Source organism: Hirschia baltica ATCC 49814 (genome assembly GCF_000023785.1).
GTDB lineage: Bacteria > Pseudomonadota > Alphaproteobacteria > Caulobacterales > Hyphomonadaceae > Hirschia > Hirschia baltica.
Map to the genome: position 1 here is coordinate 58,615 of NC_012982.1, position 23,558 is coordinate 82,172.

A 23,558-nucleotide genomic window follows, 5' to 3' on the forward strand; every position below is an offset into this window, starting at 1 on the left:
ATGTAATATCGTTGTATACTATAGCACATTTAATCCTAAAATGGACTGCCAAACGTTTTCTGTTTCTATTGTGTCTATATTTTCAGCAGTATTCGCGATGATATTCCCGCCCTTGGGCGCAAGTTCGCCTAGGCGTGTACGTGGGTTCCATATCGTTTTTAAGCTTGCTTCATCTTCTTGAGACCAGCCCTGACGAAACAATACAATTCCCGGAATATTTGTGCTCGCCGCTAAATAAGTTGGTCCGGTTTCTCCACCAACAAAAAACTGAGCACGTTGAGCGATAGATATAATTTGAAAGAAATCAGCGCGTGAAATTAGGTTCACCGCCTTTTCACAAATTGTATTTATCTTCTGAGCAGCCTGACCCTGAGTTGGATTGCCGACGATCACTGGGATGAGCCCAGCTTCTGCAATCTTATTTGCAAGTTGTCCAAATTTCTGCGGCGACCAGCTTGCTTCGGTTCCATCTAGCGGCCCGCCAGGAATGATGAGGGCATATTTCTCATAGAGATTGAAAAACGCTGGCTCTAAGCGAGGTGAATTTCTAAATGCGGCTCTAATCCAGCTAAAGTCAGATCGTGGTCGTTCTGCCTCCGTCCAACGCTTGATGTGGCCACCATCTGTTGCTGCAATACCAGCGCAGAATAATTGGTCTGCAACACGGCGTGTATAATGTTCAATCGGGGCAAAAGCGCGATATGTATGCGATACGCCATTTGCGATGCTTGATTGCAGCTTGATACCAAGTGACTTTCCGATTGAAAGGCTTTCTTTGTCGTTTTGAAAGTCATAAAGCATTTCATATTTTGCGCTTTTGAGCTTTTTTAAAACAAAGGCTTTTGTGTTTTCAGTAAGGACTTCAACGTCGTTGAAATAGGGACATGCCTTACCAAATTCATGAAATCTGGGTTCAGTCAGTAGGGTAATATGCGCTGATCTATGCGTGCGGCGAATGTAAGCGCTGGCGGCCATGCCTTCTAGGAAACAACGCATAGGCCCAAATTGGATGATCAATACCCTTCGGAGTTTATCTCCGGGGTTTGCAGGCGGAACAAATTCCATTTCTGTATCCGTCGTCATTCAGAATGCCCTAAGCGTTGCGTATTGGTCTTTGATTGAAGCACATCAGCGTAAACGCCTAAAGTCATCGCCTGCAGGTTTGCCGTCGTGAAATTAGACTGTATGTGGAGTGCTGCTTTTTTGCCCATAATTTGACGTTGTTCAATTGGCATTTGCAGTGCTTTTTGTATGGCACGACTTAACGCATTGATATCACCTGCTTTTACTCTAAATCCGGTCACGCCTTCAATCACAGTTTCGCGTTGTCCGCCTAGGTCTGACACGATTGTCGGAAGTTCCAATGCGCCTGCTTCAGCAGCGACGCGGCCAAAGGCTTCAGCTTCTTGCGAAGGGGCCAATACGATATCGCTAATGTCCATTGCGGCTGGTATATCTGAGCAATGACCGACGATTTTGATGTGTTCAGATAGGCTTTCGCGGTCAATCATTGAGCGTAATTCTGATGTGTATTCAGTGCGCCCTTGATCATCTCCTGCGAGAATGAGTATCCAGTCTTTATTGCCGTTTTGGGCCAATTGGGTCATTGCTTGAATGGCAATTTTTTGTCCCTTCCACCCTGTGAGGCGGCCGGGTAGGAGAATAATGGGTAGATCTGGCTTAGTTCCCGAGAACCAAGATTCAATAATTGCATCGCGTTGCGTTTGAGAAATTGTCGACTTCGTGAAGGCTTTTAGGTCCACGCCTCTAGGGATAGTGACGACTCTGTTCGCAGCTTTTGGGTAGGTAATGGCGACATGCTCTGCAATGAATGCTGAATTAGCGATCACGATGTTTCCGCGTGCCATGACAGAGTTATACCAATGCTTCAAAGCTGATTTAGCATTATAGGCACCGTGATAGGTTGTCACGAAAGGTATATGTGTTGCCTTGCTAGCCCAATAGGCACTCCAAGCTGGTGCCCGAGAGCGGGCGTGGATAAGTGACACATTTTCCTTGGAGATTATCTGTTGCAACCATCCGGCGTTTTGGAAAATCTTTATTGGATTTTTAGAAGGTAATGATTCTCGTCTGACTAGCTCTCCGCCAACTGCTTTAAGTTCTGTTTCGAGGCGTCCGCCGGCACTGGCAATGAGGGCGCGTCCACCCGCGTTTACGATTGCTTCAGCCACTTCGACAGTTGTACGCTCTGCGCCGCCAGCTGCTAAATCAGGAATAACTTGTAAGATTGTTTTGCCTGAAAGGTCTGGCAGAGATTTATTGGACAATGATGCGTCACCAGCTGTTTGCTTATCAGTGGTCATGAGTATGCTCTCGCTCGTCAACGCATATAAATAGGGTATGCAAGTTACTTGGTTTGATGACTCATATATCGTAGTTCATCGCTAACGACCATACAGGATTAAATTTCGGAGTTTCCAATGTCTTTTGCCAAAACAGAATTTCATCCAACTCCAGCTGGAAAAATTGCGTTTCGACGTTCAAATGGCAATGCAAAAAAAGCGGGTATTGTGTGGTGTGGTGGTCTGCGTTCAGACATGATGGGCGGCAAAGCAACAGAGCTTCACCAAGCAGCCATGGCACATGATCGACCTTTCTTGCGTTTTGATTATACCGGCCATGGTGAAAGTGATGTCGCCTTTGAAAATACGACGATTGCGGATTGGAAACGCGATGCGTTGCTAGCCATTGATGAACTAATTGATGGCCCGATTATATTGGTCGGCTCGTCTATGGGAGGGTGGGTGTCTCTCATGGCAGCGATGGAGAGACCAGAGCGCGTGGTGGGACTGGTTTTGATTGCACCAGCGCCAGATTTTACCGAAAAACTTATGTGGGCTGGGTTTTCTCAAGAGATCAGAGAAGAAATTGAAACAAAGGGCTTTTGGATGCGCCCATCTGAATATGAAGATGATTATCCAATCACCAAAGCACTGATACAGGCGGGACGTGAGCTTCAGATTACGGATTCGCCAATTGATCTAAACAATATGCCAGTTCGTATTATTCAGGGTGTTTTAGATGATGCTGTGCCTTGGGAATACGCGCAGAATTTGGTGACTCAGATAACATCTGAAGATGTGAGTTTTCATCTCGTCAAAGATGGCGATCATCGCATGTCGCGCCCACAAGATATTGAAAATATCAAACATACTGTTCTGACCTTGGCTGATCAGTTGGATGTTTCAGCCTGAAGTATGGCAGGTAGACCTTCTCTATAGCTTGGATATTTGGGACGCCAGCCAAGTTCGGATTTTGCGCGAGCATTGGAAATGCGCTTGCATTCTGAATAAAAGCGCTGGGCTTTTAATGGCAGGCCGGCATCTTCGAATGCGACAGCTGGGGGTGGGTCGACACCTAAAAGTTTTGCGCCATGTTCAATAAGCTCTTGCGGTGAACACGGAACATCATCAGCGACATTATATATTCTACCGGGATTTGGCTTGGCGATTGAGCGCGCCAAAAGATCTGCAATATCTTCTACATGTGCACGAGAAAAAATCTGGCCTTGTTTGATAATACGGCGGGATTTGCCCGATCTGATGCGGTCAAATGTGGATCGTCCGGGGCCGTAAATTCCGGGTAGACGAAATATGTGCGCGCCTATATCTTGCCATTGTCTTTCCGCAATAGCGCGATTTTTTGCTTCGGTGCTTAACGGTTTTATTGGCGTTTCTTCAAATGCCCAACCACCACCTAAATCTCCGTAAACACCGGTGGAAGACAAAAATCCTATCCATGTTTTTGATCCGAAACAATTTTTCAGTTGATCTAACTGAGCAAAAACCGGGCATGTTTTGTCGTTTGGCGGAACCGAAATAAGGACTGCATCTGCCTGTGGTGGGCGAAATTGCGGATCAGGCCATGTCAGTAGACGGACGTTTTTATTTTCGGGATCAAAATTCGTTTCGGGGTCGCGATTTGTGCCAATTATTTTCCATTTCGAAACCGAAACGTTTTTCGCAAGGTATTTTGCGGTATAGCCATATCCAAAACACATTAACGTTCTAACAGTCATGTCATTTGTACCTTCGGGATTGAGCGCGTAGAGTGTGCGTAATATCTTGCTTCAGGAGTAAGCCGCTATGATCGCCTTCGTCCAGTCTAGTCTGGTATCAGTTTTTATGATGCTAGATGCATCATCACAATATGCGGAAAGAGAAGTCGAGCGGCTTGAGGCATGTATTAGCAAATTGGATACATCTCCTGCTGATGCATATGAAGACGGTCTTGCATGGATGGCTGAAACTAATCGCGCCCGTGCCAGACATTGCGTTGCCCTTGCTTTGATAGAATTGGGGCATCTGGAAGAGGGTGCTATTCGGCTTGAAGATTTGGCAAATGCCACAGATGGCGGCACCATACAGGACCGTGCTGTTTATTTGGCCCAATCAGGTAATGCTTGGCTGATTGCGCATCGCTATGAAGCGGCGGAGCTAACTTTGAGTAATGCTATTCGCTTATCCCCTTCTGATCCTGAATTATATAAAGATCGAGCCCGCGCCCGCGTGATGCTCAAGCAATGGTTAGGGGTGGATTCAGATGCGACCGAGGCGTTGGCGTTAGATCAAAATGATCTTGATGCATTGAAAATGCGCATAAAAGCACGGCTGGGATTGAATGAATTAGACCTAGCTGAAAAAGATCTGAAAGTGGCTATGTATTTAGCGCCAAAAGACATTGATGTTTTGGTGCTGCGCGGAGAAGTGCGCGATGCCCTCCGTAAAAGCGGGAATACGCACCGATAGGTGAGAGTTTTGTAATGCGCTAGATAATCAGAGCAAAAAGAAAGGCGACTTCGAAAGAAGCCGCCTTTTTTATTTGTGTCGTTTTATATCACTGTTAGTCAGCGCGTTGAACACCGCCAAGAGCGACTTCGAACATCAGGTCTGCTTTAGCTGGGATAACCGGTGGGCGTCCAGCTTCACCATAGGCTAGCTCGTATGGGATATACATCATCCAACGGTCGCCTGGTTTCATCAATTGGAGGCCTTCAACCCAACCTGGGATCAGACGACCAGCTGGAAATTGAGCGGACTCGCCGCGCTGGAAGGAAGAGTCAAACATGCTTCCGTCTGATGCTAGGCGACCTTCGTAGTGAACATCTACCATGTCTTGCGGACGTGGGCTGACACCATCTGGATCACCAGATTCTAGGATGACATATTGCAAGCCGCTTTCTGTCTTGATGACTTCTTCGGCATCGCTAGGCCAATCTGAATATTTTGCCCAAGCTGCTTCATCTGACTTTGGTGTGACGCGAACGTCTTTCAGGTGAAGCATGAACATCAAGTCTGTGTTTGGTGGAATAGCGCCGCCGGCACCGTCTTCGCCATAAGCGAGATCAGCTGGTACATAAAGCATCCATTCATCACCAGGTTTCATCAGTTGCAGTGCTTCAACCCAACCTGGGATAAGACCACCAGCTGGGAAAACAGCAGGCTCACCGCGATCAAATGAAGAGTCAAATTTTTGACCATTTGTAGCAAGACGTCCATCGTAATGAGCAACGACTTGATCTGATGGTGTCGGGCTTATGCCGTTTTCATCACCAGATTTAAGGATGATGTATTGTAAGCCGGTATCAGTTTTTACAACTTCGTCTGAATCTGTTGGCCATTGTGCGTATTTTGACCAGATTGTCTCGTCTACTTTGATTGGCTTTGGGCCTTCGATAACGTCTTCAAGAGAGACGCGGAATACAAGGTCTGCATTTGGCGGGATGTCACCACCTGCGCCGTGTTGGCCATATCCTAGGTCTGACGGAATGAAAACCATCCACTCATCGCCGGGCGTCATAAGTTGAAGTGCTTCTACCCAGCCCGGGATTAAACCACCAGCTGGAAAAGTAGCCGGTGAACCGCGATCATAGGATGAGTCAAATTTCTTGCCACCCTCTGCGAGACGACCGTCATAGTGAACTACAACTTGGTCGGTTGGGAGAGGGTTGATGCCGTCTTTATCGCCAGATTTAAGGACGATATATTGCAGCCCGCTTTCTGTTTTGATGATGTCTGAACGGGATTCATCCCAAGGTAAGGCGGTTGCAAATGGATCAGTCAAAGATATCTCCGAGGATTGAGTGTCAGAGCAAGCTGCGACGAAGCAAACAGCGAGCAGACTAAGTATAAAGCGTTTCAGCATGAATGGGTCTTTCCTGCTGGATTAAGATTATGTGGGTGTTAGCAAACAATCTGAATAGACAAAAGGGCCTGTTTCATTTGGATATGTTAAGTATGATTCAGGTTTGGCGAGAGAATATCTATAATTTGATTCTATTCTCTCGCTTTTATCACAAGCTAGTCTTGTGAGCGTGGTGGGAAACCTGCTCTGGACAAAGCATCTACGATGTCCTGCGTGTGTTGCGCGTCGCGTGTTTCGATCAAAATATCAAATTCGGCGCCTTTGGCAGGCACATCCAGTGCTATTCGATTGTGAGCCACTTCGATTATGTTGGCGCCGCCTTCACCAATGATACGGGACACATCGGCAAGCAAGCCCGGATTGTCACCGCCAACCATACGAATAGAGGCTAAGCGTTTTTCACGTACAAGCGAGCGCGTTAAAACGGATGCGAGCAAACGTGTATCAATATTTCCGCCACATACAACAAGACCGACACGGCGACCGGAGAATTTTTGCGGGTAGGCGAGTAGGGCCGCTAAACCAGCGGCGCCGGCACCTTCAGCAACAGTTTTCTCAACTGTCGCAAGCAATGTAATCGCACGTTCAAGATGCTCTTCTTCAACGAGCAATACCTCGTCCATCATCTCGCGGCAGATAGCGGCACCGATTTCACCTACTTTTTTAACGGCGATACCTTCGGCAATCGTTGCGCCACCAACTTGGGCTTCTTCATTGCGCATTTCAGCGGTCAAAGATGGGTACATGCTAGGTTCAACACCAACAATATGGATATCCGGGTTGATGTGTTTAGCGGCTACAGTCATGCCACCAATTAAACCACCGCCTCCGACTGGAACGACAAGATATTCCAGATCTGGTTGATCCTCTAACATTTCCAAAGCTATTGTGCCTTGTCCAGCGACGACTTTGGCGTCGTCATATGGGTGGATGAATGTGAGGCCTTCTTTTGCTTCCAATTCGCGCGCGTAGGCATCAGACTCAGTTAGCATTTCTCCGTGGAGGATGACCCGTGCACCATAATTACGTGTATGCTCAACCTTCACAAAGGGAGTTGATTTGGGCATGACGATGGTTGCTGGAATACCTAAGCGGGCAGCATGATAGGCGACACCTTGGGCGTGATTTCCCGCAGACATCGCGACGACGCCGGCTTTTTTCTCAGCCTCAGTTAAGCTTTTTAGCTTGTTTAGCGCGCCGCGTTCTTTGAAAGCAGCCGTAAATTGGAGGTTTTCAAATTTAATCCAAATTTCCGCGCCGGTAATCTCTGACAATGTACGGGATTTACGCATTGGCGTGCGTTCCAGTTCGCCTTCCAGCTCTTTGGCTGCAGCTAATATGTCTTCATATGAGATTGTTTTTGCGTCGGTCACTTCATTCATATCCTACAAGAAATTTTGCGGGACACTATGCGGCCTTTAGGTAAGCATCAACATATCAAATGGGGAGATTTGTTGTTTTTCACGCCTTAGGACGAAAAATTATAAATATTTTTGGCTTAAGCCGGAAATAACAGAAATATTTTGCTTCTGGTTTATGCGTTTGAATTGTGCATACCGCGCATGACGTCCACACGACGCATGGCTTTGGCTGGCCAATCACTGACCGGTCCCAACGGCATTGCCTCTACTGAAGCACGCAATTTATATTGAAGAGATCTGGAAAGTGTTGCGAGATTGGTAGATCCGACAAAACCAGGACCAGCGACTCGGGTTTGAGTGGCGAGGCTTTGTTTGAAGCGATAATCGCCCCCACCAAGATCCAGCATTTCATATCCTGCATCTGCCATAGCATGGATGGCTTCAGTGAATAATATTAATCCCGGTGAATAGCATTCATAATCTCTTGAATATCCGACAAACCAAGCATGAAGAACTTTGTCTAACTTCAGCGCGTAAAGGGCAGCGACAAGTTCACCATCTGATTTCAAGGTAAATAACTCACCTCCAAAACTTTCTTCGGAAATATCAAATGAATCTGAAATGATCTGACTAATCCAAGGCTTTGACATGACGTCAACGGAGTTTGTTCTTTTCCATTGATCGCGTTTCCATTGCATCAAAGTTTCAAAATCAGATTTATTGTGAGTGAAAGCGTCAAATGTTACATTTTTGCATTCAGATTTCATTTTGCGGAATTTTTTCCGTGTGCGTTTGATAACGCTGGAACCAGATGCGCGCTTTGCTTCTTGATAGCCTTCCCAACCAGATGAGAGATCGACCAACATGCCTGAATCTTCAGATTTGATGTGGGGTGCGCAGCAGGCGTGGCCGTCGGTCAGGCCAGTAAAATCTATACGTTGAACATTAAGGGCATCCAAAGCGAGGCGTGGGTCAAATTTGGTGTCGTTTCCAGCAATGTAACACTGATAATCACAGATTGGGCCGCCCAATGGCAATGCAGCATGTCCATTTAAACGTTGAGCAGGTAAGAATCCGACGGGTTTTGAATCTCTTGTGAAGACAACAACTTTAGAGTCAGCTCGTGAACGATTTACAAGCTTTGCCCAACTTGGTGAAAGATAGGGACTTCTTAAAGCAGGATTCTCAGACAGGATTCTATGCCAAGCATTCAGCTCGTCTCTTGTCAAATCACTCGGCGATACGCAGTGTGCTTTCACAACTAACGGTCCTACATCAAACCACATCAGAATGCTCTTCTAACTTCGCAAACAAACTTGCGAAATTTGAACATAAATCAATAAGATGAGAATTCTATTTAGAGTACTCTATGAAATTTATGATAACTTTACTCTAACGGTTAAGTGAATATTTCTCAAATTATAAAATATTATCACTGTATTCAGTGGTTTATGAGAGTTTCTCAAGAAAAATAATACTTTTGAAGAGCATTTTTAATGGGTTTTACAATCACGTTTGTTATTGTGTGCGACCATTTTGCTCGACTTCATCACCATCGACGATAATCTCTTCTTTGTTTTTACCTGTTTCTTCTTCAAGAGCAGGTTCAATGACTGCAAGATTTTCTGGAGGTTGAACCGGATTAGATTTTGTCGGAGATGGCAACGCTATATGAGCAATGGTTTCCAATTCGCCGCCATAGGTTTCATATCTTGGGTGGATGAGTGAACCTGCATCTCCAAATGTGTAGACGAGGCGTGCCCAATCTTCATTGATGAAATTGAATGCACGACCATCTGGATCAATATCAGACCAATCGGCTTCTCTGGCTGCAGATGAAGCTAAACGTGACCATCTTGATGCTTGTTCTACATCGCCGCGCCCGCCGACAATTGCCTCCATAAGCGTGCACAAGCGCGTGGTTTCACCTTCGCGAAGAACATGGCTGAGCGTTTCTTCGGCTTCGTCCCATTGGCCTTGAATCATAGCGGCTTCAACGAGTAAAATACGGCTTTCACGATGCGATGGATTAATGTGTGCAAGCGCATTTAAGCGTTTTGCACGTGCGGAAGTTGGTTCATTTGTTTTAAGATCACGCCATAGCAATGCCAGCGCTGGGTGGGGACGAATTCGCCATGCGCCTTCTATGCTTGCTTGTGCTTTGGATGCTTTGCCTGCTGCTAATTGTAAACTAGCAGCGATATAGGCGGCTGGCGGAAAACTAGGAGCCATACGTGCCGCATCTGCGGCTAGTCTTTCTGCTTTTTCGGGTGCTTTTTGGCGAATGCGAGAAGCTTGAGCAGTATGAAGAACAGCGCGCCGGCGGCGAGCCACCTCTAAATCAATGGATTTGCGCTTTTCACCAATGGTCAGTGTTTCATTTGCCGATTCCCAATCAGCCGCTTTAGTTTGTAGTTCAAACAATGTGCTAAAAGGCCAGCTAGCATTGGATTTGAGAGATAAAGCCTTACGTGTGTGAGTTTCTGCGCCGCGAAGGTCGCCGCGTTGAATTGCGGCCGCTGCAAGGCCTCGCAGGCCAACTAACTCGGCCCCTTTTTCACGGGAGAGATCGCTATAGGCATGTTCAGCATCACTCCAGTCGCCATTGGCTTCTGCGGCGCGCGCTGCCAGCAGATAGGAAAGTTTGCGATCACTAGCATCTGATTTTGCGAGATTGGTCGATTTGCGTGCTTTTTTTAAAGCATCGATTGAATCTCCACCTTCGGCTGCGATCAGACCATCAGCCAGAGCATTGCGTGCTTTCCCAAATCTGGCGCGCTTTGCGCTTCTGTTTAATGCAAATGGAATGCGAAGGATCGTTGAAAGAACATACCAACCAACGGCAACCAAGGCACCTGTGACAATCACCAAAATACCAGCTGTGTAGCGAGACATGCCATATTCAGCGCCATTGAAAGCAATCGAGACGTCATCTGGTGCGTTAAAGGCGTATGTAACAGCAGCGATCGTCAGGATAACAACGGCTAGCAATATGACTATTCGCATAATGTTTACTGACCTTCTTCGCTGGCAACCGTTTTATTGGCTGTTTCTGGGGTTGGTTCTGGAGAAATTGTATCTGTTTCCAGACCTTCAGGTGGCATAATAACGCCAACTTGTTCGAGAATATCTTTTTTAATGGCGTCTGAAAGTTGATCAAAGGCCAAACGTCTTTGAGCGCCTTCGAGCCAGTCTTCTATTTCTAACGCTAAAGGGCCATCAATATCTTTGGCATTTTGAACAACTTCGTCCATTTTGCTTGCTTTTAAGGCATTGGAGATGTTTTGAAGTCGTCCGGCATTATCGATTTTTTCTCCTTCAGTGCGTTTCACGGAGACGACACCGCCAAGCGCATTGCGTGCCCAGTCCCACCCGTCATTTTCCTGAGAGGCGGATGCTTTTTTGACGAGGCTAGCTTCCATTTCTTTAAAAGCAGAGGACAATTGCTCGATTGAAGGTACGCCGCGCCGCGCAATGTTTTCTAACTGTTTCACATTGTCGTTATTTGGCATAGCTTGTGAAAGGTCGGTCCAAGCTTGGAAGAAGGGTTTTCCTCGTGAAGATTTTGCTTCGAGTTTGGTCATTGCAATAGAGGCACTTGAAATTGACGCTTGAGATTGTTCGAGGCTTGAGCGCTCTAATTGTGCCTTTGCAGATGCAGTGATTTTTTCACTGCGTAATTCTTCAATATCAGCTTCGACGCTTTTGACGGCTTTTTGAGTTTGAGTGAGGCCAAGATTTAAAGCGCGAATAGCGTCAGATCGTGCCTGCATGGCTTTTTTCAAGCTAGCTTCGGCGGCTTCAACTTTGTTTAGCCTTTGAGTGAGGGTTGAAATATCTTCACTTGAGAGCTGGTTTGGTAGGTTGGTTGACGCGATACCGTCTTCATCACCGCCAGAAGCTGCCAAGTGAGATTCGAGTACGTCCATGCGCGTAATAAGCGAGCGTAGTGCAGCTAGGCGGCTTGGTTGAGTAGGTGATGTATCTGATGCGACAGTTTCAGTGGTTTCTGTGTCAGCATTAGGTGCCGTCTCAGATCCGTTTTGAGTTTCTGTAAGTGCAGTTTCAGCGTTTGTTTCGGGTTCTGCGGTTATAGATGCGTCATTTAGAAATAATTCTAAATTAGAGGTGAGAAGAGATAGCTCTTCTCGCATTGAAATTTCACTTTCGATACGTTCATCCAAGATAGCATTGACGCTAGCAATTGATGAGGTTTGCTTGGCTTCAAGCTCTGATATGCTTCCCGTTATTTTTTGGACGCGGTCATTTAAATCGTTTTGTAGAGTTTCAACTTTAACGATTTGATTTTTTACTTCGGCGGGCGCAAATTTTGCGGTATCCATGCCGCTAGATCCAGTGGCCACCATAGAAATAGCAGCCCCGATAATCGCAGAAAAAGCGCCTGTCGTTAGAAGCGCTCCCCAACCGGGGCCTGATTTTTCGACTGTTTCTCTTGGTTCAAAAGGGGTTTTGTCGTCTACGATGACATTGTCAAATTCAGCATCAATTGGGTCTTTTGCAGACGAAGGTGTATTTTCGGAAACAGGTGAAGCAGTCTCGGGCTGAGTTTTGTCATCAGGGCCATCGGAATTGTTGTTTTTTGAATCCGAAGTATCGTTCATCTCTATCATTTCTTCCTGCTTTGTCCCTCAATCCCATTCAATTAATGCGCCAGATTGGGCAATTATTCAAGAGACTTTAAGCTGTTCTAACAGACTAATTTCATTAGGTTTTGCAGCGCAAATTACCTTCTCGTTGAAGAGATCTTTGAGCGGATTTCCCGCATCTGGGGAAATTGCTACGACTTTAGGAAGTGTAATGCTGGATAATTGGGACCAATCTTGAAGCGCGAGATCTATAAACTCTGCGGCCATGGGTGAATGAACCAGAATAACATCAAGCTTCAAATCCATTTGTAAGCGATGTCGCAATTTTTCTTCAAAATCAGGATGAATTTTAGATTGGTAGACAGGTAAGAACTCTGCGTCATACCCCTCATCATTCAGATCTTGAACGATATTTCCGCGCGGGGTGGAATTACCCATATGAAGCAATGGTCCATTATTGGGCTTCCAGTTTTCACTAATAAATTGTTTTAAATCATTTGCATCACCGCGAGCGGAGTGAATATTTTTAAAACCAGCTTGACGTGCTGCTTGTGCGGTTGCATCGCCGACACAAAAGACCTGTTTTGCATGTCGAAATGGAGCGCGAGGCGCAAATTGAACGCCATTTTGGCTAGTGAAAATCAGCGCACCTTTATAGTTTTGCTGATTAAATACAATTGAAGTCTGGGTGAGCTTTATTGCTGGTAGTTTTTCACCCAAAAAACCATTTTGTTTCAATCGGTTTGTCGTCTGTGTAGCACCTGGTTCCGCGCGGGTGACTAAAACCGTAAGCAATTTTGTCATAGTCTTTATTGACCCTTATTATCCCTGAGTTTGGCGACTTTTTCACCTAATTCAAACCCTAATGAAGCTGCTTGGTTTTCATCTGGAATTGTATCAAGGCTCATTTGTGAAAACCAGCGTTTGCTGCCATCATCAGCCAAGACTTCTCCGCGCATATCCACACCAGTTTCATTAAAGCTCAAATGTCCGGCAATCGGCGTGCGGCAAGATCCGTCTAATCTTTTAAGAAAAGCACGCTCGGCTATTGCGGCAATACGTGATTCTAGAACATCAATTTGCAGACATGCCTTAAAAATCCAGTCTTCTGCATTATTGGTTAGTGTGGTGCAGACAATGCCTTGTCCACATGCGGGCAACATTTCTTCTTTGGGCATAAAACCGGCTGCTTTGTCTGTCATACCTAAACGGTTTAGACCTGCGGCAGCGAGTAGTGTGGCGTCAGCTTGACCTTCTTCTAGTTTGCGCAGGCGAGTTTGCACATTGCCTCTAAACATAACGATTTTTAGGTCTGGACGAAGGGCTAGGGCTTGGGCGCTGCGACGTAGACTTGCTGTTCCAAGGGTTGCACCATGAGGTAGGTCTTTGATATTGCCCACTTTTCCAAACAATGCGTCTCGTGGGTCTTCGCGCGGTAGATAGCATCCCATTTGCAATCCGTCTGGGAGCACTGTTGGTACATCTTTGAGAGAATGAACCACAATATCGATGCGTCCTGATAGTTGCGCGATGTCCAGCTCTCTTGTGAATAGGCCTTTGCCGCCAGCATCTTGTAAGCGCTTGTCTAATAATTGGTCGCCGGAAGTAGTGAAAGTGTGGATCTCAATTTCGACTGTATTCCCGACAATTTCTTTAAAACGAGCCGCAAAATCTTCAGCTTGCTGCACGGCAAGTGGCGATCCACGTGCACCAATCTTTACAATCTGTGTTGAATTGGTGAGGGGTTTTGCCTGAGTTTGTGTCGAGTTTTTGTTGCTCACGTCCCGAGTCTCTCCAGTTTTTGTATAAATTTCGTGCTCAAACGACATCATTCACTTGGTATTGTGACTAATGGGGAGTACAAGCGCGCCCATCATGACGCAAGATAAACAAACATCTTCTAAACCTTCTATAATATTGGGGCTTGAATCAAGCTGCGACGAAACCGCCGCTGCTTTGGTGCGCCGCCATAGCGATGGGAGCGTTGAAGTTTTATCAGAACGCATCGCAAGCCAAGATGACAAGCATGCAGCTTTTGGCGGAGTCGTTCCAGAAATTGCAGCGCGTGCCCATGTTGAGCGCATGGATGGTCTGGTCAAAGAAGTGATGTCGGAAGCGAACATTGGCTGGAAAGATATTGGCGGCGTTGCCACCACTTCGGGACCGGGACTTATTGGCGGTGTGCTTGTGGGCCTAATGACGGGCAAAGGAATATCACTTGCGCATGATATTCCTTTTATGGCGGTTAATCACCTTGAAGGTCACGCTTTGTCACCGCGTTTAACCGGACAGATCATTTTTCCATATCTATTGCTTTTGGTTTCGGGTGGGCATTGTCAGTTTTTGATGGTCAAAAATTTAGGTGAGTATGAGCGCCTTGGATCAACGATTGATGATGCACCCGGTGAAGCGTTTGATAAAACCGCTAAACTTATGGGGCTTGGATTTCCGGGCGGGCCAGCGGTTGAGCGCTGGGCGAAAGATGGAAATGAGAATGCGGTGGAGCTTCCGCGTCCTTTGCTCAATCGTAAAGACACGCTTGATATGTCTTTTGCTGGTCTTAAAACAGCTGTACGTCGCGCGATTGAGTTAGAGCCGCTATCTGATACGCGAAAAGCGGATATAAGCGCGAGTTTTCAGCTTGCTGTGGCGGACATTCTTTCCAAGCGCACATCGCAAGCTATGAGTCTGTTTAAGGAACGCGTTGATGCGTCAAATCTACAGTTTGTAATTGCTGGCGGCGTTGCAGCTAATAAGACAATACGCGCGCGATTGGAAAGCGTGGCTGAGGATGCGGGATTTAATTTTGCCGTGCCGCCGATGAAATGGTGCACTGATAATGCAGCAATGATCGCGCTTGTTGGCCTAGAGAAATTTGAGCGTGAAGCGTTTGATGATCTGGATGTGAGTGCGCGAGCGCGCTGGCCTTTAGATAGCGATGCGGCGAGTCAAAAACCTGCTTATGGCGGAGGCCGCAGGGGGGCGAAGGCATGAAGAATGTGAACAGCTGAGGTGTTTTTAGCTTGTTTCCATGCTTAAGGTCATTAAAAATCGAGATAATAAAGACGATTGAGTCGTATAACATCGCCAAGCGGTGTGAAGAGGAGGTTTTGTGAGTTTTCAAACTATCGGCGTTATCGGTGCGGGCGCTTGGGGAACGGCTCTGGCGATTAATGCGCAGCGCGCTGGCCGCGATGTTGTCTTATGGGCACGTGAAGACGATGTGGTTGAAGCGATCAACACAACTCAGAAAAATCCTAAATATCTACCTGATGCAGATGTTGTGGGTATTCACGCCACTTCGGACATGGCCGAGATTTCCAATTGTGATGCTGTGATGGCGGTGACACCTGCGCAATTTATGCGGGGAAGTTTGGAGTTACTCGCTAAGACAGCAAAACCGGGTGTTTCGGTGATGTTGTGTTCAAAAGGGTTTGAGACAAAGTCTCTTAAAATGATGACGGATGTTTTGGAAGAGAGCATTCCGGGGGCAATTGCTTCTGTGTTGTCAGGTCCGTCTTTTGCCATTGATGTGGCACTTGGTTTGCCAACAGCTGTGACTTTGGCTTCGTCAAATCAAGAAGAGGGCGAGAGATGGATGTCTGCAATTGGGCGTCCAGAATTTAGACCTTATTATTCCGATGACATATTGGGTGCAGAAGCAGGTGGCGCAGTTAAAAACGTGCTAGCCATCGCATGTGGGATTGTCGAGGGTAAAGGCCTTGGTCGATCTGCCCATGCTGCGCTTATTTCCAGAGGTTTTGCTGAATTAACACGCCTTGGCGTGGCTATGGGCGGAAATGCGGAAACGCTTAAAGGCTTGTGCGGTCTTGGTGATTTGGTGCTGACATGTTCTTCAGCTCAATCTCGTAATATGAGCTTTGGTTTTGCATTGGGACAGGGGCAAACGGTTGCGGAGGTGCTTGGGTCTCGTACGGCAGTCACAGAGGGTGTGGCGACGGCACCGGCAATCGCGCAATTGGCAAAAAATCTAAATGTTGAAATGCCAATTTGTGAAACAGTTGCGGAGATTGTTGCGGAGCGTATAACGCTTTCTCAAGGTATTGAGGCTCTGTTGAAGCGCCCATTTAAAGCTGAAGATTAGAAGGGGATAGTTTCTATGGCTTATTTTTCAATTTACGCGATGGACCGCCGCCCAGATGGCCCAACCATTCGCGCAGAAACACGTCCGGCGCATTTAGAATATCTACGCCGGTTAGGGGATGTAGTTAAACTAGCAGGGCCGGTTATGGCGCATGATGGGGAAACAGTTGCAGGGTCTCTTGTTGTGATTGAAGCTGATGATATTGATGCAGCCCACCAAATTGCAGCTGACGATCCATATGCCAAAGCAGGTTTGTTTTGTTCATCTGATGTGCGCGCTTATAAATGGGTTATCAACCCACCCGAATAAGATGATGTAATCAATCTATTGAGGGAGCGGCAGTATCTGTTTGGGAATCTGCCGCTTTTTTTATGTGTGTTGGTATAAATTCTGCTGCGAGAGCCGATAGCAAAATGCTGGCAGTAAAGCACCATGCGCCGGGCTGACTCGCGGCGGCTGCAAATCCTGATCTGTGAGCGGCATAGACACCAATTGCCAAAACCATAACATCCAGCATTGACCATTTGCCAAGACGCGCAAGCCATTTGGTTGTGGAAGAATATTGGCGTTTGGGAGAGAAGACTAAACTTGTGAGAAGTGCGAGTTTTGAGATTGGAAAGAAGAGTGTGAAAATGACGAACACACTTGCAAGAAAATAATCTTTTTCAATCGAGAGCCCTGCAATCACTGAAAGTAGGGAGGGTGTTTCAGTGAAGAATTTAAGCTTGGTGAGCTTTACGAGCGGCAGCAAATAGCCGGCCGCTAATAATGGCCAAGCTGCGAGCACGAAAGTCGCAGCAAGAATGCTTCGAAGGGTGTTCATATCCAGCACCCCCTTGTGATCTGGAATTAGCTTTGGACAGCTGTTTTTAAATCAGTTTGGGCTGCTTGTATTGCAGCATCTACAGCCATGTCCCATTCTTTTGCAGTTGATGCATTTTGTGCAGCTTCTGGGAATGTGATGGATCTAGACGCATTGACGACACCGCCTTCAAGGCCTTGAGGGCCAGAGACAAAGCCAGCCACAGCTTGGGCTGCGCCTGCACCTTGTGCGCCATAACCAGGAACAAGAAACGGACAAATGGGTGCAGCTTCACGCAGAAGGCGAGCTTCTTCTGGGCCTGTGGCACCGGCAACAAGCATAAGGCCCGACCATTTTGTCTCTTTGCCTTGTAAGCGCTGTGCCAAAGGATTTAGCGCTTGTGCAACACGCATAAAGAGGGGAGCGCCTTCTAAATCCTTGGCTTGAAAATCTGCTGATCCCGGATTTGAGGTACGGGCAAGCACGGCAATGCCTTTGCCTTCACGAATGGCAACTTCGACGAAGGGTTCGAGTGTATCCAACCCCATATAGGGATTAACGGTGATCGCATCAGAGGGAGCGCAGGCATCAGCGCCAAGATAAGCTTCAGCATATCCAACAGCAGTTGAGCCGATATCGCCGCGTTTGGCGTCCATCATCACGAGCAAATTAGCTTTTTGAGCTGCGACACACACGCGCTCTAAAGCGGCAACACCTTTAGAACCCCAACGTTCAAATAAGCCAGCTTGGGGTTTGACCATGGAGACTTTGCCTTCACAGCGCGCGATAACAGCCTCACCCCAATTGGCGACAGCTTCTGCGCCGTTCGTGCCGAATAAAGCGGGGATTTTACCAAAATGAGGGTCAACACCAACACACAAAGGACCAAGCTCTAGCGTGGCCTTCATCAAACGGTCTGCGAAGGGAGTAGGAGAGGTCATTGTATTCCTGAGCTATTTTTGCGTAGAGGGCGCGTGGCAGATGACTTTGACGACGGATAATTCTCTGCGAAGACGGTCAGCTTCTTGACCATAAGTGCCGGTGCCAAATTTCATACCTGTTGTACTTGATGAAGTGACTTCATTTGCGTTTAAGGCAATTGCCAAAGATTCTGGTGCTGTTGTGTAGATACGGCCCCGACGCGGGCTTTCAGCGACTGTCACCCCGACAATGCGTCCATCGACATCGAAAACGGGTCCGCCACTAATGCCTGCAAGCGTGCCTTTTAAACCGCGCGTGCGGCCCATTTCAGCCCATGTTAGTACGGGCTCTTCATTGCGGTAGCGACCACGGGTGATTAAGCGAGAACGCGCCAATAAGCGAGAAGAGACTTCTCCGGGTTCACCTTGAGGATAGCCCACATGAAAGCCTGCTTGGTTGAGACGTAGGTTTTCGGATGCATCAATGGCGAGGCTGCGAGGGGCACGCAATGTTTTGAGAATTGCGATATCGGAATCTTCAGACGTTGAAACTTCGGTGACTGGCATAACGCGGCCACCACCATATAAAAGCCCGACATTCTCACAGCTATCAACGACGTGACGCGCCGTCATCCATAGGCCTTTTTGATCTATAGAAAAAGCGGTGCCGATACCATCTGCAGCCTCACCAATTTGGACGAGGATTTCTTCATCAAAGGCATTGGCTAGTGGGAGTGCTTTGCCGGATTCGCTGAAAATTTCAGTGGGAGGTGCTTCTGGTGCGTCTGCGCTATCGCGTGCACCTGAAAACAATGCCCACAGAACAATACCTAAAACGGCAAATAAAACGATCCAATCTGGAATACGCATTTAGCAGGTTTCTCGCGAGTTACGGTCTAACAAGTCTACAACCGAGCGACATTTGGGTCCCATAGTGCAGATGATATAATCAAAGCGGAAGCTATTTTCACAGCAATCAAAAGAATGGCAGCACCGGCTTCATCATTTTCGATACGTTTGGGTAGGTCTCGTAGAATAAGATCCACAAACCGAAAAGCCAGAATTTGTATTAATAGAGACACGATGCCCCAGATAATCAAATCTGCCAATGATACAGATGAGGCCAAACAAGAGGCTATTGGAATAGCGAGACCAACAATAACACCGGCTAATGCTAGTCCTGCTGAAGCGTTGCCTGAGCGAAGCAGCGCCATTTCTTTTTGAGGGGTTAGAAGAATATAAAATGTACAAGCCAGAAGAAGAAGAAGGCCAGCTGTACCCGTGTAGATCAAGAAATCTGGAAAACCCGAAACAAAAGATTCTACAGCAGCTTTCATAATACCCTCATATTCTTATTCGTTGTGAGCCAAAGCCACATTTGATGAATACGTCTTCGCAATATTAAAAAGACGCGTGTATTTTACAGCGGACAATGAAACGGCGCTTGGCTGTTTGGTCAAGGTTATGTCAACAAATATAACTGGGTTTTTTATGTTAACTGTTGATTTGGCGTTAGAAGAAATGTATTAAATACCAAAGGCTGCCAATACAGCCCCTGCTGCGGCGAAACAGGTTTGTATGATCGTCAAGGCAACTGCGACCATGCGTTTACCTTTTCTGTTTTCACGCATGCCTGTGACGCGCGGTCCTTTGCGCGGCGCGAGTGTCCATACATTTGATAAAAAACCTAAGGCCGTTATCAGACAGGTTATAAATGCGACAATTGAACCGGAAAGCAGGGCAAAGACTGATGCGCAGCCCAGCAGGATGGCTTGAAAATTAGATGAGACAAGGAGTGTTCGGCGTAGCATTCTATCGGCGCGGTTATAATCAAGGCCGTCAAAAGCGATGTTCGCGAAGATAACAGCGACAGTCCAACCAGATGCAGCGGCACCCCCAGCAAAGGCAGCAGCAGAAGCAGCAAATATATTAGCTAGACTATCCATGTCTTTGTAACCTTTTGAAAACTCGACGCTAGAGGTACACAAATCTGAAAGAGACGTCACCTCTTGTCTGTCCCGTGATCTGCAAAAACATGCTTAACCTGTGTTAAGGAAAAAGAAAGGTTTACAGCAGAGGTCCGAAATTTCACGAACTTTGTATAAATTGTAAATCAGAAGCTGTTATTTGTATTTTGAAAAGCTGATCGGATATTTGTCAGCTAAGAGTTTCGCATGGCGGCGACTGCGGGGGATTCGATATTAAAACTTAAGGTGATTCGATATCTTGGGTTTTTAATGGATCGACTCCTCCGCGCTATGCTTTGGGCGGCGTGACGCTGAAAAAATGGTTCTTTTTTCCACAAAAATTAATGTTTATTAGCGAAATCAGGGCGTTTATTCATGTTCTGTAAACCATTTTTAAGCTATAAAGCTTGCAGTAGAGTATGAGTAGATTGTGATAACGGCGGAAGTTTTCTTCATGAAAGCATCCGCCGTTTTTGCATTTTAGGTATCATTTTGAGCAGTATGTGAGGCGAGCCTACATATGGCTGTTTAAACCTTTGGCCTCTGCCAAAAATACTTGATTATTCGTCCGATTGTATATGCTGGTTTTATTCGGCAGCTGTTGAATTTTGAGCTATTTTTGCTTTTAGACGGTCACTTGCGCGTTCTTTGATGCTTTCTGAGCGCAATTGGCCACATGCTGCAAAAATATCGCGGCCACGCGGCGTCCGAATAGGCGCTGACAGACCAGCACGATTAAGCACTTCGGCGAATGTCTCGATTTTATCCCAATCGGAACACTCATAAGGTGAGCCCGGCCATGGGTTGAATGGTATAAGGTTGATTTTGGCAGGTAGACCTTTGAGAAGCTTGATCAGGTCGACTGCTTCGGCAAGGCTATCATTCACATCTTTAAGCATGACATATTCAAATGTGACGCGTTTTGAATTTCCAAGGTCTGGATAAGACCGGATCGCATCAAACAGGCATTCAAGATTATATTTTTTGTTGATCGGCACAATTTCGTCACGCAGGTCATCATTTGTAGCGTGAAGTGAAATCGCCAGCATCGCATTTGTACGCGCACCTAATTCTGGGATTTTAGGGGCAACACCGGCTGTGGAAACTGTGATGCGGCGGCGACCAATGGAAATGCCTTCGCAATCGGATATTGTATCGATAGCTTCAACCACATTATCGAGATTATAAAGTGGCTCACCCATGCCCATAAATACGATATTTGTGAGCTTACGATTTTCGCTTGGTGTTGGCCATTCGCCTAAAGTGTCTCGCGCGACCAAAACCTGAGCGACGATTTCTTGCGCGGTTAAATTGCGCACCATTTTTTGAGTGCCTGTGTGGCAGAAAGTGCAGCTGAGTGTACAGCCAACTTGTGAGGAGACACATAAAGCGCCAGAACGCGCGACGTCTGGAATGAATACACTTTCTGCTTCAATTCCAGGCCCAAAGCGCGACAACCATTTTTGTGTGCCATCAACTGAGACTTTGTGTTCTGTGATGTCGGGGCGGGCGATAATGTGATTTTCGACCAGTTTGGCGCGCATGTCTTTCGCGATATTGGTCATATCGTCAAAATCTGTGACGCCGAAATTGTGCATCCAGTGAGAGACTTGGTTCGCCCGCATTTTGGCTTTTTTCTTATCAATGCCAATTTCTTCCATGCGTTCGCGCAGCTTTACAAGCGAAAGGCCGGAAAGGTTTACGGGGCCTGTCTCAGCAGGTTTTGCTGGACGGCGAGATAGATCAAGTTCTGTGGACATGGCGTGCTTATACCGTGAAAAGTCTTCCGCGTCACGTCTGATATTGAAACGGTGTTATTTTGGGATTTGATGGATCAAATTTTGATTAGAGTAGCTGGTTAACAAAGACCCAGATCGATGTGAAGAATAACACAGCAACCATCGCCATGCTTTGCGAGGTGAATAGCCAATTAGATCTTGGAAGATGAGGCGGATCTGCTTGAATATTATCTGTTTTTACACGTTCAATTAATTTGTAAACGGCCTTGGTGTCAGAGGCATTAAAAGACATTCCCAAAGAAGCAGCGGCTTCAGGCTGTTGGCTTAACGCAATGGCCAAGTCTTTGTGGATACGGTTTAAACGCGACTTTTGCCGAAATAGAGAATAGACAACCATGCCTCCGGCAATCATTAGGTCTATTAAGCCAAAAATTTTAGGGCCCACAAATCCTGACAGTGGTTCATGTAGATATAATTGCCATTGGTTTAGCAAAGTTTGTATGAGTTTTGGCAAGGGTGGGAGCACGCCGTGCAGATCACAAAAACTTAGCCCAGCTATGATAAAAATGAGCCAAGATATAAATGTGATGGCATGAGAAAGGGCCATGAGAACTCCCGATTTATTCCATCATATACAATAGCTCGAGGGGGTAAAGCTTTCCAAGCACTATCTACAGGCCGCTTCGGCGCGATCAATCGCGGCAGATGATCCGCTGAGTGAAAAATGATATGCGGTTCGGGTATCTCGTGCTGATACGGCTTCGACGCGGAGGGTGGTTCCTCTTTTTAAGGAGCGTACAACACTGTTTTCGTTTTTGTCTTCAAGAAAACCTTCGTTTCCGGCAGTGTACATGCGCCAGCGTTCGCGACCAATGACGACTTCCGGTGGTAAATCATCGCGCAATTCATAGCCGACTTTTAAACTGGGTTGAGATTTACCGGCACCAGATTTCCAGTTTGCAACGAAAAAATGGACATCACCATGCACGACATCTTGTGGGGCTTTATCTGAAGCGGCTGTGGCGGCAAAGCAAACGAGATCTCCGTCAACTTCTTGGGTGAAGACTTGCCAGTCTTTAAAGCTGCCTATCGCTTTGACTTGTGCATTTGCGGCAGTGGAAGCTGAAATCGAAAGGATACAGAAACACAGAAAATACCGCATTGATGATGCAAAACACTTCATTGCTGATTGATCTGTAAAATACCTGTTCATGTTCAGTGAACCCCTTGCTTGTTGATGGACAACTAACCCAGTTTATGAAGATTAACCATGAAATAATTGAGGCAGAATCAGAAAACACGTGACATTTTTCAGTGACGTCATTTCGAGTCGTCATATTCACTCAAGCAATGGGTAGGATGCTTCTTCTTCATACAGACTTTGATGCTTTCCCGGGCGTGATGAATAGAGTGCAAACCTGTCGATTGTGAATTCTGGCGTTTCAAACATGGCATGACGTTGCAGATATTCGCTGACGATGTGCGGAGGGATATTTTTTAGGTAAGCCAGTGTAACATGCGGGATATAGGTGTGTTTATCCGTATGGAGTTTGAGCTCTCTTGTGGGCCGTTTGCACTTGCTGGCGAGTTTTAGAATGTGTTCATTGGCTTCTACGCCAGCCCAAAGCGTGTGCGGATCAAATCCACCAAATTGGCCAACATCTTTTAGGCGCAGTGTTATGGGAGGTAAGTTAATCGTCGCGAGTGCTGCATCTAAATCATGGGCGGTGTGATCTTCGACATTTCCATAAAAATTCAATGTGAGATGAAAATTTTCTTTGTGTCGCCATTTTGCGCCATCCAACCCATTTTGCATGGATTTGAGCATCTCGGATATATGGTCGGGAATAGGGAGAGCGGCAAATAATCTATATGACATGTTTTTATTTAAA

24 protein-coding genes are annotated in these 23,558 nt (G+C 46.6%); 5 read left to right on the forward strand and 19 right to left on the reverse strand.

Features of this window, described 5'->3' with window-relative positions; genetic code table 11:
• Positions 1-18 precede the first annotated feature (18 nt).
• Positions 19-1,083, reverse strand: coding sequence for a glycosyltransferase family 9 protein (locus HBAL_RS00315; RefSeq protein ID WP_012777922.1), 1,065 nt, complete (start codon positions 1,081-1,083; stop codon positions 19-21).
• On the reverse strand, positions 1,080-2,324 hold the full coding sequence (locus tag HBAL_RS00320) for a glycosyltransferase family 4 protein (RefSeq protein ID WP_012777923.1): 1,245 nt from the start codon (positions 2,322-2,324) through the stop codon (positions 1,080-1,082). The genes HBAL_RS00315 and HBAL_RS00320 overlap by 4 nt, the downstream gene beginning before the upstream one ends.
• Positions 2,325-2,441: 117 nt before the next feature.
• On the opposite strand from HBAL_RS00320, the gene HBAL_RS00325 reads away from it, so the two are divergent.
• The gene (locus HBAL_RS00325) at positions 2,442-3,215 is read left to right on the forward strand and encodes an alpha/beta hydrolase (protein WP_012777924.1); all 774 of its coding nucleotides are present in this window, start codon (positions 2,442-2,444) and stop codon (positions 3,213-3,215) included.
• Here the strand turns inward: HBAL_RS00325 and HBAL_RS00330 are convergent.
• Positions 3,194-4,039, reverse strand: coding sequence for an SDR family oxidoreductase (locus tag HBAL_RS00330; protein ID WP_012777925.1), 846 nt, complete (start codon positions 4,037-4,039; stop codon positions 3,194-3,196). The two genes, HBAL_RS00325 and HBAL_RS00330, sit on opposite strands and share 22 nt — an antisense overlap.
• 67 nt (positions 4,040-4,106) lie before the next feature.
• On the opposite strand from HBAL_RS00330, the gene HBAL_RS00335 reads away from it, so the two are divergent.
• A complete protein-coding gene (locus HBAL_RS00335) occupies positions 4,107-4,769 on the forward strand; it encodes a tetratricopeptide repeat protein (RefSeq protein WP_012777926.1) in 663 nt (220 codons plus the stop codon).
• A 94-nt stretch (positions 4,770-4,863) separates the two neighbouring features.
• Here the strand turns inward: HBAL_RS00335 and HBAL_RS16220 are convergent, their stop codons facing one another.
• The 7 genes from HBAL_RS16220 to hemC all read right to left on the reverse strand — a co-directional run bounded on the left by HBAL_RS16220 (position 4,864) and on the right by hemC (position 13,914).
• On the reverse strand, positions 4,864-6,165 hold the full coding sequence (locus tag HBAL_RS16220; RefSeq protein ID WP_012777927.1) for an FKBP-type peptidyl-prolyl cis-trans isomerase: 1,302 nt from the start codon (positions 6,163-6,165) through the stop codon (positions 4,864-4,866).
• A 155-nt stretch (positions 6,166-6,320) separates the two neighbouring features.
• On the reverse strand, positions 6,321-7,538 hold the full coding sequence (locus HBAL_RS00345) for a threonine ammonia-lyase (RefSeq protein ID WP_012777928.1): 1,218 nt from the start codon (positions 7,536-7,538) through the stop codon (positions 6,321-6,323).
• A 161-nt stretch (positions 7,539-7,699) separates the two neighbouring features.
• Positions 7,700-8,812: a GNAT family N-acetyltransferase gene (locus HBAL_RS00350; RefSeq protein ID WP_012777929.1), complete on the reverse strand. Its 1,113-nt coding sequence runs from the start codon at positions 8,810-8,812 to the stop codon at positions 7,700-7,702.
• 232 nt (positions 8,813-9,044) lie between these two features.
• Positions 9,045-10,532 (reverse strand): heme biosynthesis protein HemY, encoded by a 1,488-nt coding sequence (locus tag HBAL_RS00355; RefSeq protein WP_012777930.1) that lies wholly within the window; start codon positions 10,530-10,532, stop codon positions 9,045-9,047.
• Positions 10,533-10,537: 5 nt separating this feature from the next.
• Positions 10,538-12,148: a hypothetical protein gene (locus tag HBAL_RS00360; RefSeq protein WP_149037335.1), complete on the reverse strand. Its 1,611-nt coding sequence runs from the start codon at positions 12,146-12,148 to the stop codon at positions 10,538-10,540.
• Positions 12,149-12,214: 66 nt separating this feature from the next.
• Positions 12,215-12,937: a uroporphyrinogen-III synthase gene (locus HBAL_RS00365; RefSeq protein ID WP_012777932.1), complete on the reverse strand. Its 723-nt coding sequence runs from the start codon at positions 12,935-12,937 to the stop codon at positions 12,215-12,217.
• Positions 12,938-12,942: 5 nt separating this feature from the next.
• The gene (gene hemC / locus HBAL_RS00370; protein ID WP_012777933.1) at positions 12,943-13,914 is read right to left on the reverse strand and encodes a hydroxymethylbilane synthase; all 972 of its coding nucleotides are present in this window, start codon (positions 13,912-13,914) and stop codon (positions 12,943-12,945) included.
• Between the two features lie 94 nt (positions 13,915-14,008).
• Here hemC and tsaD point away from each other — a divergent pair, with 94 nt between their 5' ends.
• The 3 genes from tsaD to HBAL_RS00385 all read left to right on the forward strand — a co-directional run bounded on the left by tsaD (position 14,009) and on the right by HBAL_RS00385 (position 16,547).
• Positions 14,009-15,127 carry a tRNA (adenosine(37)-N6)-threonylcarbamoyltransferase complex transferase subunit TsaD gene (gene tsaD / locus HBAL_RS00375; RefSeq protein WP_041301297.1) on the forward strand — a complete coding sequence of 373 codons (1,119 nt, stop codon included), beginning with the start codon at positions 14,009-14,011 and terminating at the stop codon, positions 15,125-15,127.
• A gap of 118 nt (positions 15,128-15,245) precedes the next feature.
• Positions 15,246-16,238 carry an NAD(P)H-dependent glycerol-3-phosphate dehydrogenase gene (locus HBAL_RS00380; protein WP_012777935.1) on the forward strand — a complete coding sequence of 331 codons (993 nt, stop codon included), beginning with the start codon at positions 15,246-15,248 and terminating at the stop codon, positions 16,236-16,238.
• Between the two features lie 15 nt (positions 16,239-16,253).
• The gene (locus HBAL_RS00385) at positions 16,254-16,547 is read left to right on the forward strand and encodes a YciI family protein (protein WP_012777936.1); all 294 of its coding nucleotides are present in this window, start codon (positions 16,254-16,256) and stop codon (positions 16,545-16,547) included.
• A gap of 10 nt (positions 16,548-16,557) precedes the next feature.
• Here HBAL_RS00385 and HBAL_RS00390 read toward each other — a convergent pair whose 3' ends face one another.
• The 9 genes from HBAL_RS00390 to thpR form a co-directional block, all read right to left on the reverse strand.
• On the reverse strand, positions 16,558-17,061 hold the full coding sequence (locus HBAL_RS00390; protein ID WP_012777937.1) for a paraquat-inducible protein A: 504 nt from the start codon (positions 17,059-17,061) through the stop codon (positions 16,558-16,560).
• Positions 17,062-17,087: 26 nt separating this feature from the next.
• On the reverse strand, positions 17,088-17,981 hold the full coding sequence (gene pyrF, locus HBAL_RS00395) for an orotidine-5'-phosphate decarboxylase (protein ID WP_012777938.1): 894 nt from the start codon (positions 17,979-17,981) through the stop codon (positions 17,088-17,090).
• Between the two features lie 12 nt (positions 17,982-17,993).
• Complete coding sequence (locus HBAL_RS00400; protein WP_012777939.1) at positions 17,994-18,830, reverse strand: S1 family peptidase; 837 nt, start codon at positions 18,828-18,830, stop codon at positions 17,994-17,996.
• Positions 18,831-18,865: 35 nt separating this feature from the next.
• Positions 18,866-19,297 (reverse strand): DUF350 domain-containing protein, encoded by a 432-nt coding sequence (locus tag HBAL_RS00405; RefSeq protein ID WP_012777940.1) that lies wholly within the window; start codon positions 19,295-19,297, stop codon positions 18,866-18,868.
• A gap of 189 nt (positions 19,298-19,486) precedes the next feature.
• Entirely contained in the window at positions 19,487-19,906 is a 420-nt protein-coding gene (locus HBAL_RS00410; protein ID WP_049763113.1) for a hypothetical protein, read from the reverse strand.
• Between the two features lie 608 nt (positions 19,907-20,514).
• Positions 20,515-21,687: a 23S rRNA (adenine(2503)-C(2))-methyltransferase RlmN gene (rlmN, locus tag HBAL_RS00415; protein WP_012777942.1), complete on the reverse strand. Its 1,173-nt coding sequence runs from the start codon at positions 21,685-21,687 to the stop codon at positions 20,515-20,517.
• Between the two features lie 85 nt (positions 21,688-21,772).
• Positions 21,773-22,273 carry a hypothetical protein gene (locus HBAL_RS00420; RefSeq protein WP_012777943.1) on the reverse strand — a complete coding sequence of 167 codons (501 nt, stop codon included), beginning with the start codon at positions 22,271-22,273 and terminating at the stop codon, positions 21,773-21,775.
• 60 nt (positions 22,274-22,333) lie between these two features.
• Complete coding sequence (locus tag HBAL_RS00425) at positions 22,334-22,879, reverse strand: invasion associated locus B family protein (protein ID WP_012777944.1); 546 nt, start codon at positions 22,877-22,879, stop codon at positions 22,334-22,336.
• A gap of 126 nt (positions 22,880-23,005) precedes the next feature.
• Positions 23,006-23,545: an RNA 2',3'-cyclic phosphodiesterase gene (gene thpR / locus HBAL_RS00430; RefSeq protein WP_012777945.1), complete on the reverse strand. Its 540-nt coding sequence runs from the start codon at positions 23,543-23,545 to the stop codon at positions 23,006-23,008.
• Positions 23,546-23,558: the final 13 nt, after the last annotated feature.